Origin of the sequence: Pseudomonas marginalis, from assembly GCF_008692035.1 — a bacterium.
Lineage (GTDB): Bacteria > Pseudomonadota > Gammaproteobacteria > Pseudomonadales > Pseudomonadaceae > Aquipseudomonas > Aquipseudomonas marginalis.
On sequence record NZ_VTFG01000001.1, the window covers coordinates 2,010,570 to 2,023,526 of the forward strand.

Here is a 12,957-nt window from a genome sequence, read left to right on the forward strand (position 1 = left end):
CTCATCAAAAACCAGAGAGAAAAATAATGAAATCTGCATTGAAGAACTTTGTTCCGGGGGCGTTGGCCCTTCTGCTGCTGTTCCCCGTTGCCGCCCAGGCAAAGGAGGTTGAATCCAAGACCAAACTGTCCAACGTGGTGATCCTCGCCACCGGCGGCACCATTGCCGGCGCGGGCGCCAGCGCCGCCAACAGTGCGACGTACCAGGCTGCCAAAGTCGGTATCGAGCAATTGATCGCCGGTGTTCCTGAGCTTAGCCAGATCGCCAATGTGCGTGGCGAGCAAGTGATGCAAATTGCGTCCGAAAGCATCAACAACGAGAACCTGCTGCAACTGGGTCGCCGCGTCGCCGAACTGGCCGACAGCAAGGACGTGGACGGCATCGTGATCACCCACGGTACCGACACCCTGGAAGAGACCGCCTACTTCCTGAACCTGGTGGAAAAAACCGACAAGCCTATCGTGGTGGTCGGCTCCATGCGCCCAGGCACCGCCATGTCGGCCGACGGCATGCTCAACCTGTACAACGCCGTCGCCGTGGCCGGCAGCAAGGATGCACGCGGAAAAGGCGTACTGGTGACCATGAACGACGAGATCCAATCGGGTCGCGACGTCAGCAAGATGATCAATATCAAGACCGAAGCCTTCAAGAGCCCATGGGGCCCGCTGGGCATGGTCGTTGAAGGCAAGTCCTACTGGTTCCGCCTGCCGGCCAAGCGTCACACCATGGACTCGGAATTCGACATCAAGAACATCAAGAGCCTGCCCGATGTTGAAATCGCCTACGGCTACGGTAACGTGAGCGACACCGCCTACAAGGCACTGGCCCAGGCTGGCGCCAAAGCCATCATCCACGCCGGCACCGGCAATGGTTCGGTGTCGTCCAAAGTGGTTCCTGCGCTGGTGGAATTGCGCAAGCAAGGTGTGCAGATCATCCGTTCTTCCCACGTGAATGCCGGGGGCATGGTGCTGCGTAATGCCGAACAGCCGGACGACAAGTACGACTGGGTCGCCGCCCTCGACCTGAACCCGCAGAAAGCGCGGATTCTGGCGATGGTCGCCCTGACCAAGACCCAGGACAGCAAAGAACTGCAACGGATGTTCTGGGAATATTGATTCCTGCTGGCATCTCTGTAGAGGCGGGTTTACCCGCCTCTACTTCATGTGTAAATCCCGCAACCAACACCTCCCCGCCTTACACCAACTCGCCTAAACCGCCGTCAGACGAACTTATTGAATTTTAAGCAGTTGCGAAATTGCCTACAGTTAAATACTGTATGCACGTACAGCTTATTAAGGAACACTCCGTGGCAAAGTCCTCTTCCGTAGCCCTAACCCCACCTGATGCCTACGAACGCCTGGCCATTCGTGTGCAAAAGATCATCAACTCCACCAACGCTCAAAAAGCCAAGGCAGCCTTGATCTTCCGCTTGCCGGACGAGCCAGAAGACGAGTGGCAGCGCTTGCTGGAGGAAATCGCGGAGAACGACAACGTCACCCTCGCCTATCGGGATGACGGCGGCGTGCAGATTTTCTGGGTTGTGCCGAAGGAAGATTGATTCAATGAGTGCCCGTTTTATTGCTGTGTGCTGCCTGCTTTTTGCTGTCACTGCCCATGCCCAGGCGCCCCGAACCTTCAGCGAAGCCAAAAAGGTTGCCTGGAAGTTGTACGCGCCACAATCCACCGAGTTCTATTGCGGCTGCAAATACACCGGCAACCGCGTTGACCTGAAAGCCTGCGGCTACATCCCACGCAAAAACGCCAACCGTGCCGCGCGCATCGAGTGGGAGCACATTGTTCCAGCCTGGCAGATCGGCCATCAGCGCCAGTGCTGGCAAGACGGTGGACGCAAGAACTGCACCCGCCATGACGACGTATTCAAGCGTGCCGAAGCGGATCTGCACAACCTGGTGCCGAGCATCGGCGAGGTCAATGGAGATCGAAGTAACTTCAGTTTTGGCTGGCTGCCGGTGCAAAGCGGGCAATACGGTTCGTGCCTGACCCAGGTGGATTTCAAGGCCAAGAAGGTCATGCCGCGCCCGTCCATTCGCGGGATGATCGCACGCACGTATTTCTACATGAGCAAGCAGTACGGCTTGCGCCTGTCGAAACAGGATCGCCAGTTGTACGAAGCCTGGAACAAGACCTATCCGGTACAAGCCTGGGAGCGCCAGCGGAACCAGACGGTGGCGTGCGTGATGGGGCGCGGCAATGAGTTTGTCGGCCCGGTTAACCTGAAAGCCTGCGGTTGAACAGGGGCGGCACTGCCGCCCAATCAGCGGTTACTGCGCGGTCTTGTGCTCGATGATCTCGGACACCGTGTCGGTTTTCTTGGCCCGCGCCATCTTCTCGTTGAGCAGCGTCTGCTTGGCTTCGGCCTCGGCCCTGGTTGCAAATGGCCCCAGCAGCACTTCGTCCTTGCCGTCGACCTTCACGATGTAAAAACTGAACCCGTGTTCGAGCAACCAGGCGGTCAGGTCGGTGATTGCCTGCAGCTTATGGTCCGGCGGGCCTACTCGCAGGTCCCATTCCTGGGCAGCAATCGCGCCGGTTTGTGGCTGGCTTTCGGTTACGGCAGGCTTGGCCTTGGCGGCATCGACGCTTTTGCCTTCACCGCAACCGGCCAATGCCAACACCGCAATTGCCATCGCTACTTTACGCACTGCCCTGCTCCTTCAACGGATAAAGAGGCGACTTTATCATTCACTGTCTATTCTGGCCGTCATAAACATTGGCTTAAACAATGCGAATGATGTATCCCAGACCTGTATGATGCCGCCATGGGAATTAATGTCGCCTCTATGCGTCCTAAAAGAGGCAGTCACAGGGACGCGCTTAGCAGTAAGCTACACACATACGACACCTGCCCTGTCTGAAACATGTGTCCTTAAAAGTAATCAAGGAGAAGTCCATGCTTATACTCACCCGCAAAGTCGGTGAAAGCATAAACATCGGTGATGACATTACGATCACCATCCTGGGCGTCAGCGGCCAGCAAGTACGAATCGGCATCAACGCACCCAAGGATGTTGCCGTGCATCGCGAGGAGATTTACCAGCGCATCCAGGCCGGCCTGTCCGCTCCGGACAAAAACCAGACGCCTTGAAGCGCCCTCAGTAGCCAGCCCTTTCGTTCACTGTAACGGCTGGCGAAAACCTCATCGGTCTGCTTTTGTCTGTGTCGCGCGAAGCGCTTTTTGCCGCATGCCCATCCATGCATCAAGATGAAACTATCTTCACGCCTGGAACTTATTACACCCTTTGCAACCGAATCCTCTGACTGATACCCCGCCATCCGTGTGCACTTAGGAGCACGTCGATGCTGCCAGGCAATGCCCAGCCATTTTTCTCCAGATCCTGGATGATCGCCCTGCTGACGGGGCTGGTCTTTGTCGGCTTGGAATATGGACTGAAGCTTGAAATAGAGGGCGCCGAAGCGCCCCGTTCGCGGCTGGACCTGGTACTCCTGCTGTGTGGCTACCTGTTCATGTTCTGCCTCAAGCCCATCCAGATGGCCGTGCAGCGCAAGTTGTGCCAACGCATCGTGCGCAAAACCGTACGCTGACGCCCACCCCCGATTCGCTTTCAGATCGCTGGTATTTACAGCCTCGCAGCAGGACCTATCCTTGGGTGTGTTTGCACAGTCAGTAGAAGGTGCCGGTACAGATGGACACGCTCACTAAAACCCAAATCGAATCTGAATTGGCAGCCCGCCTGCCCAGCTACACGGTCACCTGTACGCTGCACGCCGACGGCACCCTCTCGGCCGTGCTCAGCGGTCCGGAAACCGATCACTTTGCAATCACCGGAATCGTGCGCGCGCATTATCGCGGTGCCGAAGCGATTGCCCGGCTCGCCAACGAGATTCTCAGGGAGATGGTGCTGTCACGCCAAGGCATGCGCAGTGATCGAATGCAGGCGTCGCCTGATCCAGCCACCCGCGAAACAGGCCGAGTCCGGTAGCCGGCTCGGCCTTGCTGCGTCAGCCCGTCGCGCGCGCCAAGTACAGCAAGCCATCAGCGCTGCGTTGCACCTGCAGCTGTTCATACCCATCGATCGAAGGATGCTCCGTCGCCATGGGCTTGAGGTGCGTCGAGGTCACGACCATCACATCCGCCCCAGCCGCCTCCCCTGCACGGATGCCCACCGCCGCATCCTCAAACACCAGGCAATCCTGCGTCGACACCCCCAGGCGCTGCGCACCGAGCACATAACACGCAGGGTTCGGCTTGCCGATAGCCACGTCTTCAGCCGTGACCAGCACCGCTGGCGGCGTAATACCCGCCGCTTGCAGTCGACGCAACGCGAGTTCCCTGGGTGCAGAGGTGACCAGCGCCCACTGATCGCCGGGCAAGCGGTTCAGAAACTCGACGGCCCCGGCAATCGCAACGACACCTTGCACATCATTGATTTCAGCCTCGGTAATCCACTGCGCTTCAACCTCCGGGTCGACGCCGGGCAAGGCCTGGCGCGTGATGGTGTCGATCGCCCGAGCGCCATGGATGGTGGCCAGGAACGTCGCCACCTCCAGCCCATGGCGTTCAGCCCAGATACTCCATACCCGCTCGGCGGCGGCAATCGAATTGAGCAGAGTCCCATCCATATCGAACAGAAAGGCGCGGTAAGGGCGGGCAAATACGGCTGAACCTCGGATGGACACTGCGGGGTTTCCTCGTGAGCTGAAACGAATAATCGACGCAATGCAATCTACGGATCACCCGGCGGCTTGTAAACGCCAACGACGCCGGCAATAACACGGCAGGTCGAGCGCCATGCGGTCGACACCGCCAGCTCAATCGAGGGCGCCATTGAGGACTTCGTAGATGATGCCCGTCGCGATGGCCACCAGTATCAAGTCGGTGCCCGCCTGCTGCCACTCGTATCCCTCGTAATGGGGCAAGCGGCCCAACAAACGCCCGTCCAGCTTCTTGGCAATGCCCGGCGGCAGCGGCTTGCCGCGGGCCAGGTTCTTCTGGATGCCTGGCGGCAAGGCGGGCCCAGGGCTCCAGTAGTCGCGATAACCGCCCAACACATTCAGCACGCTGCCACGGTCGACGCTGGGGCCATGACTGCCTGCTACACCTTTGCCTTTGGGCTTGTCATGCTCCTGTCCGCCGTGACCATTGCCTTTATCGTTGCCTTGCCCCTTGCCATTGCCTGGGTCAGCCAGGGCCATACCGCCAGCGGCAAACAACACAAGCGAAAGCGCAACAGATACGAATTTCGGGCACTTGATCATGGCGATAATCCAACACAGGAATGTAGCTGAACTGTAGTCGAGGTTATCGCACCCCGGGGGACGTCAACTCACCTGACCACCCACTTCCAGCACATCCACCGGGGTATTCCACGCCGCCGACACCGCGATGCGCAGCCCATCGACAAGGCCCGCGCCAAGATCCCTCGACACGTGGATAAAACCACTGCGTACACCGGTGCCCGCGAGTTCGTGCTGCAAGCGGTAGAACACCTGGTTGCACACGAATGTACCCGCCGTCTGCGATACCGACACCGCAATCCCTGCTTCGCGCACCGCCCTGGCCATGGCCTTGATCGGCAGCGTCGAAAAGTACGCCGCCGGGCCGCCGACCACCACCGCCGTGTCGATGGGTTGCTCCCCCAGATTATCGGGGATGCGTGCATCGTTGACGTTGATCGCCACCCGCTCGATGGATATTTCGCTGCGCCCGGGGGCCAACCCAGTGGCGATGACCATCGCCGGACGCAGTTCACTGATCAGTTGGAGCAGGCACTCACCCGCCGTGGCAAACGCACAGGGCAATCGGCGCGCAACAATCCGCACATCATCGTCGAGTTGCACGCCATCCAACTGGCGCACCGCTTCCCAGGAAGGATTCACCAGGTCTTGATCAAAGGGCTCGAACCCCGTCAGCAATACAGTTCGCATCGTCGCCTCACATCAACACATAAAGCAGGACAATATTGACCACCAGCATCATCAACGCGGTCGGCAGTTGCGCCTTGATCACCGCGTTCTTGTCCGGCAACTCCAGCAACGCCGCCGGCACGATATTGAAGTTGGCCGCCATCGGCGTCATCAGCGTACCGCAGTAGCCGGAGAACATACCGATGGCGGCCATCACCGCCGGGTTACCGCCGTAGATACCCACCAGCACCGGCACGCCGACGCCCCCGGTCATCACCGGGAACGCCGCGAAGCCATTGCCCATGATCACCGTAAACAGCGCCATGCCCAGCACGTACACCATGACCGCCACCAACTTGAAATCCAGGTTGATGTAGGTGGTGGTGACATGGGCGACAGCCGTGCCGACACCGGCTTCATTGAACAGCAGGCCAAGCATCGCCAGCATCTGCGGCAGCACCATGGCCCAGCCCAGGGCCTCGGTGAGTCGCCGGGATTCGCGCAAGGCTTGCACCGGGGTATCACGGGTCAGCCAGCACGCCAGGCCGAGGGCGATCAGGCAGCCGATGCCGAGGGACACGAAGGTGGTGTTTTTCGGATCCAGCAGCGGTACCCCGCCAATCTCGGTGTGCTTGAGCAAGACCGAACCGATCACGGTGGTCAGGGGGATCGCCAGCGCCGGGATAAACAGCTTGTGCCCGAGGCGGCCGGCACTGGCGCGCGAAGCCTTGTCATGCAACTCAGCATGGGTGCCACGGCCGACGCCGCCCAGGCCGGCGATCAGCGCCATCACCACCACTCCCGCACCGACCACCACCGAGGGCAGGCGCTCCCCCACCAGGAACGGGATGGCAAACAGCAGCCAGAACAGTGCGCTGGACCAGCGCTTGGGATGGCTTCGATCCAACAGGATCATGCCGGCGGTGATCAGCAGCAGGATCCCGGCGAGCCAGTACAGGTATTGGATAGAGATGATCATTGCGCGGCCTCCACAGGGTTCGCGGCGGTCGTCATCTCGCGGGTCAGTCTTCGGTCAAACCGATGAAGTCGGAGCGCGTGAATGATAAAGGCGCAAATCGCCGTAGGAATGCCCCACACCGCAATGTGCAGCGGCTCCACATCAATCCCCGAACCGAGCAGGAAGGTATGCATCAAGGCAATCGCACCAAAGGCGACGAAGATGTCCTCACCAAAAAACAGGCCGACGTTATCGGTGGCCGCACACATGGCCAACACCTTGTGACGCAGTTTGTCCGGCAGTTTGCCGTAGCGCTTTTCCGCCGCGCCTTCGGCCATCGGTGCCAGCAGTGGGCGCACCATCTGCGGGTGCCCGCCGAGGCTGGTCAAGCCCATGGCTGCGGTGGATTCGCGCACAAACAGATAGATGATCAGCAGGCGTCCGACCGTGGCGCGCTCAAACCGCGCAATCCAGTTCTGCGCGTGCAGGCGCAAGCCGTGGCGCTCCAGCAGACCGATGACGGCGAGGGGCAACAACAGGATCAATTGCAGGGCGCGAGTCTGTAGGAAACCATCCCCCATAGTGGCGAGGATTTTCTCCAGCGGGAAGTGGGCAGCGAGCCCGGTGGCGATAGCTGCGGCGGTGACCACCAACAGCGGGTTGAAACGCAAAACAAAGCCAACCACGATCACAAGTACGCCGATCAACGGCCATAAGTTCACAACAGTTTGCATGGCGGAGAGGTCCTTAAGTGCGCGCTGCGGCGCCATTACAGCAGGATGTGAACAAAGGGTTCACAGCAGGAAGTGGCGTGCAGTCGGCTCGGTTTTTTATTGTTGGCCCGTCAGGGCGAGCGTCAGTGGCGGCAACTGTGCTGCCTGGGAGCGGGAGGTGTCCAACAAGAAAAATTGTTGCTGCAAACCAATAAATTTTGTGGGTAATTGAGTAGCCCACGAGTAACAAGACGTGGACAGACCATGAAGGATTCGCTCATCTTAACGCCGCCCGTTTATCGTGCGCGGCGCATCGGGCAGTTGGTCGGCCTTCTTCATCAAACCGTTCACTGAAAGAGGGCAGCACCGGTGAGCTCAGCCATTCCAGACTCCGCCGCGCAAAACCGCCTCAGTCTACACACCAGTCTGATCGCCCTGGTGGTCGCCGTAACCTTCTTCATGGAGAACCTTGACGCCACGGTCATCGCCACCGCGCTACCGACCATGGCGACCGCCTTCGGGGTGACACCGGTCGACATGAACATCGGCATCACCGCCTATATCCTCGCCGTGGCGATCTTCATACCGCTGTCCAGCTGGGTCGCTGACCGCTTTGGTGCGCGCCGGGTATTCGCTGGCGCAATCATCCTGTTCACCCTCGCCTCGCTGCTCTGCGGGCTCAGCCAAAGTATCGAGATGTTCGTGTTCGCCCGCGTCCTGCAGGGCATGGGCGGCGCATTGATGGTGCCCGTGGGGCGCCTGGCCGTGCTGCGTAATACGGATAAGAAAGACTTGGTGAACATGATCGCGATCATTACCTGGCCCGGCCTGGTCGCGCCGATTCTGGGGCCGCTGGTCGGCGGCTTGATCGTGACGCATGCATCGTGGCCATGGATCTTCTACGTGAATCTGCCGCTGGGTGCGCTGGCATTGGCCGCCGCACTGTGGCTGGTACCGGAAGACCGTGAAGCCAGCGTGCGCCAGTTCGATGCCAAGGGGTTTGTACTGCTGGCAGGCGCCTGTGTGGCCCTGCTGGGCGGGCTGGAATGGCTGGGTAACGAGACCGGTGAACGCCTTATTCCAGGCGCCGTGCTGGTCGCGGCAGGCATCGCGCTGGCAGTGTGGGCCGTGCACCATTGCCGCCATGCCAGCGACCCGTTATTGCCGCTCGAGACCCTGTCCATCGATACATTTCGTGTGAGCATCTATGGCGGCTCGCTGTTTCGCCTGGCCATCAGCGCCCTGCCGTTCCTGCTGCCGCTGCTGTTTCAAGTCGCCTTTGGCTTGTCCCCGGTGGACGCAGGCTTGCTGGTGCTGGCGGTATTCGCTGGCAATCTGGCGATGAAGCCGTTCACCACGGCCATCATGCGCCGCTATGGGTTTCGCCGGGTCTTGCTGGTGAACGGAATAATCGGCGTGGTGTCGATAGCCGCTTGCGCGCTTTTCACGGTGCAGACCCCATTTGTGCTGATCGCGGCCGTGTTGTTTGCGGGAGGGTTATCCCGCTCGATGCAGTTCACCTGCTACAACTCGATCGGCTTCGCGGATGTGCCCAAACCGCGCATGAGTGAGGCCTCGGCGCTGTTCAGCATGTCATTCCAGCTGGCCATGGGGATGGGCGTAACGGTGGCGGCGCTGCTGCTACGGGCATCCATGACCCTGCAGGGGCATGAGATGCAGGCACAGGTCGGGGATTTTCGCGTGGCGTTCGTCGGCGTGGCGCTGCTGGGAGCGTGGGCGCTGGTGGATGTATATCGCTTGACGGTGGGAGCGGGAGAAAGTGTGTTGAATCGACAGTGAAGGCTGCGACTCAACACACTGTTGCCAGTATCAGGCGGTGGTACTGACCATCGAACCCGATGTGCTGTTGCCCTCATCGGTGACTGCCTGCAACAGTGCGGAAGTCACTGTCTGCAACGCCGCCGCAGTGCCGGCGATCTGCATCTGCGCCGCCGCTACTGCCGCCGCTTTGGCTTCTGCACTCTGGTTGCTGGACTGAGCTTTTTGCAAGGCTTGCTGCTGCGCTTGAAGCTGCTTTTGCAACTGCTCGATCTGCTTCTTCAATTCTTTGACGGTATCGGACTCCTTCGAGAGCGAGGAGGCTTGGCCACCGCCACTTACACCTGCCGCACCATTGGAATCAGCGTGCATGTTGACGGTCGTGCCGCCTGCGCTGCTTGTACTTTCCTTGGTCGCGGCAGCCGTCGAGCTGACAGTGCTTGGGGTGCTTGCTACGGAGGCGGTAGTGCTGATGTTGATAAGCATGCCAAGTGTCCGAGAGTAAGAGATTTGCGATCTCTATCGGCCTGGGGGTCGATTACTTTAGGCGGGGGTAGGAAGATTTTCGGGTAGTAATAAATCGCACGAACAAAAAAGGGCCCACCTTTCGGTGAACCCTTCCAGACCGCCCAGCAGAGCGGATTTTGTTTGGTAGGCGCGATTGGACTCGAACCAACGACCCCCACCATGTCAAGGTGGTGCTCTAACCAACTGAGCTACGTGCCTGCTGTGAGGCGGCATTCTACGGAATTCCGGAGGGGTGTCAACATCTTTTTTGCAGCTAACCCTATGAATATGCGAATTATTTATTTGCAGCCGGCGCACCGTACTTTTTGGGGTGGCTGGCAGGCAATTTTCAACTCAGGTAGGATCAGGGCACTCGTAAAAAATATAAAACAGAGGTTCCAGGATGGCGAACACCCCCTACCCCCAGTCGTATTACGCCGCTTCCGCCAATGCCGTTCCGCCGCGCCCAATGTTGCAAGGGGACGTCGAAACCGATGTGTGCGTGATCGGTGCCGGCTATACCGGCCTGTCCAGCGCGCTGTTCCTGCTGGAGAACGGTTTTCGCGTAACGGTACTGGAAGCCGCCAAGGTGGGTTTTGGCGCGTCAGGCCGCAATGGCGGGCAGATCGTCAACAGCTACAGCCGTGACATTGATGTGATCGAGCGCAGCGTCGGCCCCCAGCAGGCGCAGTTGCTGGGGCAGATGGCGTTCGAGGGCGGCAGGATCATCCGCGAGCGGGTCGCCAAGTACCAGATCCAGTGCGACCTCAAGGACGGCGGCGTGTTCGCGGCACTCAACAGCAAGCACATGGGCCATCTGGAGTCGCAGAAACGCTTGTGGGAGCGCTACGGCCATACACAGCTGGAGTTGCTGGACCAGCGCCGCATTCGCGAGGTCGTGGCCTGTGACAACTATGTCGGCGGACTGCTGGACATGAGTGGCGGCCATATCCACCCACTCAACCTGGCACTCGGTGAAGCCGCAGCCGTGGAGTCCCTGGGCGGGACGATCTACGAACAATCGGCGGCGGTGCGCATCGAGCGTGGCGCCAACCCGGTGGTCCACACCGCCGAAGGCAAGGTCAGGGCCAAGTTCATCATCGTCGCGGGCAATGCCTACCTGGGCAACCTGGTGCCGGAGCTGGCGGCCAAGTCGATGCCCTGTGGCACCCAGGTGATCACGACGGCGCCACTCGGGGATGAGCTGGCCAGGACACTCCTGCCGCAGGATTACTGCGTTGAGGACTGCAACTACCTGCTCGACTACTATCGCCTCACCAGTGACAAGCGCCTGATCTTCGGCGGCGGCGTGGTGTATGGCGCGCGCGACCCGGCGAACATCGAAGCAATCATCCGCCCGAAGATGCTCAAGGCCTTCCCACAACTCAAGGATGTGAAGATCGACTACGCCTGGACCGGCAACTTCCTGCTGACCCTGTCGCGCTTGCCACAGGTCGGTCGCCTGGGCGACAACATCTACTACTCACAAGGCTGCAGCGGCCATGGCGTGACGTACACCCACCTGGCGGGCAAGGTGCTGGCGGAAGCGCTGAGAGGCCAGGCAGAGCGCTTTGATGCGTTTGCCGACCTGCCGCACTACCCATTCCCGGGCGGGCAACTGTTGCGCACACCATTTGCGGCACTGGGAGCCTGGTATTACGGGCTGCGGGATAAGCTGGGCTTCTGACAAATCAATGGGATCCGGTTCGCCGGCTCCCGCAAAAAATCGCCAAATTGCAGACACAAAAAACCCCGGTCTTTCGACCAGGGTCTTTGCTATCGGATCAAAGTAGCCAGTGGCTTGCTTTGTGCTCCAAGGCGTTCAGCGGGCCTTGAGGCAGATATGGCGCAGCGGACGGGACTCGAACCCGCGACCCCCGGCGTGACAGGCCGGTATTCTAACCGACTGAACTACCGCTGCGTATCGCTTGACCGGCCGAGCAAACCGCCTCAACCGTCCTTGAACATCTGATCGATCAGCCTTGGCTGTTCAATCTCAAGCCCGATAAATCGAACCTGGAAAATATGGCGCAGCGGACGGGACTCGAACCCGCGACCCCCGGCGTGACAGGCCGGTATTCTAACCGACTGAACTACCGCTGCGCGTCGGTGCAACCTTTAACGTTGCGTCCTGCCCGAAGGCAAAACTCTCAAGAAGTGGTGGGTGATGACGGGATCGAACCGCCGACCCTCTGCTTGTAAGGCAGATGCTCTCCCAGCTGAGCTAATCACCCTTTGCTTCGTTGAGGCCGCGAAATTTACGCAGGTAGCGGACCTAAGTCAATAGCCTGCTTGAAGTTTTTCTGAAAAAGACAAAATGGCTACAAGACGGCTACCCGTCCTACTCGCTGTAAATCATCTTCTTGCTCATGCCACCGTCCACCACAAACTCTTGCCCGGTGACAAACCCGGCCTGGCGCGACAGCAACCACGCCACCATCGCTGCCACGTCCTCTACCGTACCCACCCTGCCCGCCGGATGCTGGGCATGATCGGCATCGGTCAAAGGCTCGGCACGCCGCGCAGCTGGATCACGGGCATCAATCCAGCCAGGGCTGACCGCATTCACCCGCACTTCCGGCCCGAGGCTGATCGCCAAGGCGTGAGTAAGCGCCAACAGGCCACCCTTGCTCGCCGCATAAGCCTCGGTATCCGGCTCCGACTGACGAGCCCGGGTCGACGCCAGGTTGACGATGGCTCCGCCGTGGGCACGCAGGTAAGGCGCACAATGCTTGGCCAGCAACATCGGCCCACTCAGGTTAACGGCCAGCACACGGTTCCAGTAGGCCAGGTCGAGGCTTTCGAGGGTGATATTGTGCGGGTCGGCCACCGCAGCGTTACAGACCAACGCGTCCAGGCGCCCGAACTGCCCCAGGACTTCGGCGACCCCCTGGGCCACCTGCTTCTCGTCAGCAACGTCCATGGTGATAAACCAGGCGTTTTCGCCCAGCACCTTGGACACCTTGGAACCGCGCTCGCGGTCGAGGTCGGTCAAGACCACCTGCCAGCCTTCGCTGATCAGCCACGCCGCAATCCCGAGGCCAATGCCCCGCGCCGCGCCCGTCACCAGGGCGACGCGCCCATTACTGGCCGCCGCGGCCTCCAGGGACCACT

Annotated in this window: 16 protein-coding genes and 4 tRNA genes; 8 read left to right on the top strand and 12 right to left on the bottom strand. The window is 60.1% G+C overall.

The window, feature by feature from the left end; translation table 11 throughout:
- Positions 1 to 26: 26 nt before the first annotated feature.
- The 3 genes from FX984_RS09275 (at position 27) to FX984_RS09285 (ending at position 2,252) form a co-directional block, all read left to right on the top strand.
- Positions 27 to 1,115 (top strand): asparaginase, encoded by a 1,089-nt coding sequence (locus FX984_RS09275; protein ID WP_010209102.1) that lies wholly within the window; start codon positions 27 to 29, stop codon positions 1,113 to 1,115.
- 191 nt (positions 1,116 to 1,306) lie between these two features.
- On the top strand, positions 1,307 to 1,558 hold the full coding sequence (locus FX984_RS09280) for a DUF1654 domain-containing protein (protein ID WP_027604098.1): 252 nt from the start codon (positions 1,307 to 1,309) through the stop codon (positions 1,556 to 1,558).
- A 4-nt stretch (positions 1,559 to 1,562) separates the two neighbouring features.
- Positions 1,563 to 2,252: an endonuclease gene (locus FX984_RS09285; RefSeq protein ID WP_027604097.1), complete on the top strand. Its 690-nt coding sequence runs from the start codon at positions 1,563 to 1,565 to the stop codon at positions 2,250 to 2,252.
- 30 nt (positions 2,253 to 2,282) lie between these two features.
- Here the strand turns inward: FX984_RS09285 and FX984_RS09290 are convergent, their stop codons facing one another.
- Positions 2,283 to 2,648, bottom strand: a complete 366-nt coding sequence (locus tag FX984_RS09290) for a hypothetical protein (protein ID WP_043293337.1) — start codon at positions 2,646 to 2,648, stop codon at positions 2,283 to 2,285.
- 263 nt (positions 2,649 to 2,911) lie between these two features.
- On the opposite strand from FX984_RS09290, the gene csrA reads away from it, so the two are divergent.
- The 3 genes from csrA to FX984_RS09305 all read left to right on the top strand — a co-directional run bounded on the left by csrA (position 2,912) and on the right by FX984_RS09305 (position 3,962).
- Positions 2,912 to 3,106, top strand: coding sequence for a carbon storage regulator CsrA (gene csrA, locus FX984_RS09295; protein ID WP_027604095.1), 195 nt, complete (start codon positions 2,912 to 2,914; stop codon positions 3,104 to 3,106).
- 212 nt (positions 3,107 to 3,318) lie between these two features.
- Positions 3,319 to 3,564, top strand: coding sequence for a hypothetical protein (locus FX984_RS09300; protein ID WP_027604094.1), 246 nt, complete (start codon positions 3,319 to 3,321; stop codon positions 3,562 to 3,564).
- 101 nt (positions 3,565 to 3,665) lie between these two features.
- The gene (locus tag FX984_RS09305) at positions 3,666 to 3,962 is read left to right on the top strand and encodes a DUF1652 domain-containing protein (RefSeq protein ID WP_027604093.1); all 297 of its coding nucleotides are present in this window, start codon (positions 3,666 to 3,668) and stop codon (positions 3,960 to 3,962) included.
- Between the two features lie 19 nt (positions 3,963 to 3,981).
- Here FX984_RS09305 and FX984_RS09310 read toward each other — a convergent pair whose 3' ends face one another.
- The 5 genes from FX984_RS09310 to FX984_RS09330 form a co-directional block, all read right to left on the bottom strand.
- Positions 3,982 to 4,659, bottom strand: coding sequence for an HAD-IA family hydrolase (locus FX984_RS09310; RefSeq protein ID WP_027604092.1), 678 nt, complete (start codon positions 4,657 to 4,659; stop codon positions 3,982 to 3,984).
- A gap of 132 nt (positions 4,660 to 4,791) precedes the next feature.
- The gene (locus tag FX984_RS09315) at positions 4,792 to 5,238 is read right to left on the bottom strand and encodes an anti-virulence regulator CigR family protein (protein ID WP_027604091.1); all 447 of its coding nucleotides are present in this window, start codon (positions 5,236 to 5,238) and stop codon (positions 4,792 to 4,794) included.
- Between the two features lie 63 nt (positions 5,239 to 5,301).
- Positions 5,302 to 5,907 (bottom strand): pyroglutamyl-peptidase I, encoded by a 606-nt coding sequence (pcp, locus tag FX984_RS09320; RefSeq protein WP_027604090.1) that lies wholly within the window; start codon positions 5,905 to 5,907, stop codon positions 5,302 to 5,304.
- A 7-nt stretch (positions 5,908 to 5,914) separates the two neighbouring features.
- Positions 5,915 to 6,865 (bottom strand): DUF979 domain-containing protein, encoded by a 951-nt coding sequence (locus FX984_RS09325; protein ID WP_027604089.1) that lies wholly within the window; start codon positions 6,863 to 6,865, stop codon positions 5,915 to 5,917.
- Positions 6,862 to 7,578 (bottom strand): DUF969 domain-containing protein, encoded by a 717-nt coding sequence (locus FX984_RS09330; RefSeq protein ID WP_027604088.1) that lies wholly within the window; start codon positions 7,576 to 7,578, stop codon positions 6,862 to 6,864. The genes FX984_RS09325 and FX984_RS09330 overlap by 4 nt, the downstream gene beginning before the upstream one ends.
- 348 nt (positions 7,579 to 7,926) lie before the next feature.
- On the opposite strand from FX984_RS09330, the gene FX984_RS09335 reads away from it, so the two are divergent.
- Positions 7,927 to 9,357, top strand: coding sequence for a DHA2 family efflux MFS transporter permease subunit (locus FX984_RS09335; protein ID WP_146476654.1), 1,431 nt, complete (start codon positions 7,927 to 7,929; stop codon positions 9,355 to 9,357).
- A gap of 30 nt (positions 9,358 to 9,387) precedes the next feature.
- Here FX984_RS09335 and FX984_RS09340 read toward each other — a convergent pair whose 3' ends face one another.
- Together FX984_RS09340 and FX984_RS09345 are read right to left on the bottom strand one after the other, a co-directional pair.
- A complete protein-coding gene (locus tag FX984_RS09340) occupies positions 9,388 to 9,822 on the bottom strand; it encodes a hypothetical protein (RefSeq protein WP_027604083.1) in 435 nt (144 codons plus the stop codon).
- Between the two features lie 163 nt (positions 9,823 to 9,985).
- A tRNA-Val gene (locus FX984_RS09345) sits at positions 9,986 to 10,062 on the bottom strand.
- A gap of 184 nt (positions 10,063 to 10,246) precedes the next feature.
- On the opposite strand from FX984_RS09345, the gene FX984_RS09350 reads away from it, so the two are divergent.
- Positions 10,247 to 11,530 carry an NAD(P)/FAD-dependent oxidoreductase gene (locus FX984_RS09350; RefSeq protein ID WP_146476655.1) on the top strand — a complete coding sequence of 428 codons (1,284 nt, stop codon included), beginning with the start codon at positions 10,247 to 10,249 and terminating at the stop codon, positions 11,528 to 11,530.
- A gap of 157 nt (positions 11,531 to 11,687) precedes the next feature.
- Here FX984_RS09350 and FX984_RS09355 read toward each other — a convergent pair.
- The 4 genes from FX984_RS09355 to FX984_RS09370 all read right to left on the bottom strand — a co-directional run bounded on the left by FX984_RS09355 (position 11,688) and on the right by FX984_RS09370 (position 12,949).
- Positions 11,688 to 11,764: transfer RNA gene (locus FX984_RS09355), tRNA-Asp, on the bottom strand.
- 105 nt (positions 11,765 to 11,869) lie between these two features.
- Positions 11,870 to 11,946: transfer RNA gene (locus FX984_RS09360), tRNA-Asp, on the bottom strand.
- A 55-nt stretch (positions 11,947 to 12,001) separates the two neighbouring features.
- Positions 12,002 to 12,077, bottom strand: a tRNA-Val gene (locus tag FX984_RS09365).
- A gap of 107 nt (positions 12,078 to 12,184) precedes the next feature.
- Positions 12,185 to 12,949: an SDR family oxidoreductase gene (locus FX984_RS09370; protein ID WP_027604081.1), complete on the bottom strand. Its 765-nt coding sequence runs from the start codon at positions 12,947 to 12,949 to the stop codon at positions 12,185 to 12,187.
- Positions 12,950 to 12,957: the final 8 nt, after the last annotated feature.

Excerpts from the sequence above, each read along its gene's own strand:
- FX984_RS09275 (WP_010209102.1), top strand. The coding sequence starts at position 27 with ATGAAATCTGCATTGAAGAACTTTGTTCCGGGGGCGTTGGCCCTTCTG.
- FX984_RS09285 (WP_027604097.1), top strand. The coding sequence starts at position 1,563 with ATGAGTGCCCGTTTTATTGCTGTGTGCTGCCTGCTTTTTGCTGTCACT.
- FX984_RS09290 (WP_043293337.1), bottom strand. The coding sequence starts at position 2,648 with ATGGCAATTGCGGTGTTGGCATTGGCCGGTTGCGGTGAAGGCAAAAGC.
- csrA (WP_027604095.1), top strand. The coding sequence starts at position 2,912 with ATGCTTATACTCACCCGCAAAGTCGGTGAAAGCATAAACATCGGTGAT.
- FX984_RS09300 (WP_027604094.1), top strand. The coding sequence starts at position 3,319 with ATGCTGCCAGGCAATGCCCAGCCATTTTTCTCCAGATCCTGGATGATC.
- FX984_RS09305 (WP_027604093.1), top strand. The coding sequence starts at position 3,666 with ATGGACACGCTCACTAAAACCCAAATCGAATCTGAATTGGCAGCCCGC.
- FX984_RS09315 (WP_027604091.1), bottom strand. The coding sequence starts at position 5,238 with ATGATCAAGTGCCCGAAATTCGTATCTGTTGCGCTTTCGCTTGTGTTG.
- pcp (WP_027604090.1), bottom strand. The coding sequence starts at position 5,907 with ATGCGAACTGTATTGCTGACGGGGTTCGAGCCCTTTGATCAAGACCTG.
- FX984_RS09325 (WP_027604089.1), bottom strand. The coding sequence starts at position 6,865 with ATGATCATCTCTATCCAATACCTGTACTGGCTCGCCGGGATCCTGCTG.
- FX984_RS09330 (WP_027604088.1), bottom strand. The coding sequence starts at position 7,578 with ATGCAAACTGTTGTGAACTTATGGCCGTTGATCGGCGTACTTGTGATC.
- FX984_RS09340 (WP_027604083.1), bottom strand. The coding sequence starts at position 9,822 with ATGCTTATCAACATCAGCACTACCGCCTCCGTAGCAAGCACCCCAAGC.
- FX984_RS09350 (WP_146476655.1), top strand. The coding sequence starts at position 10,247 with ATGGCGAACACCCCCTACCCCCAGTCGTATTACGCCGCTTCCGCCAAT.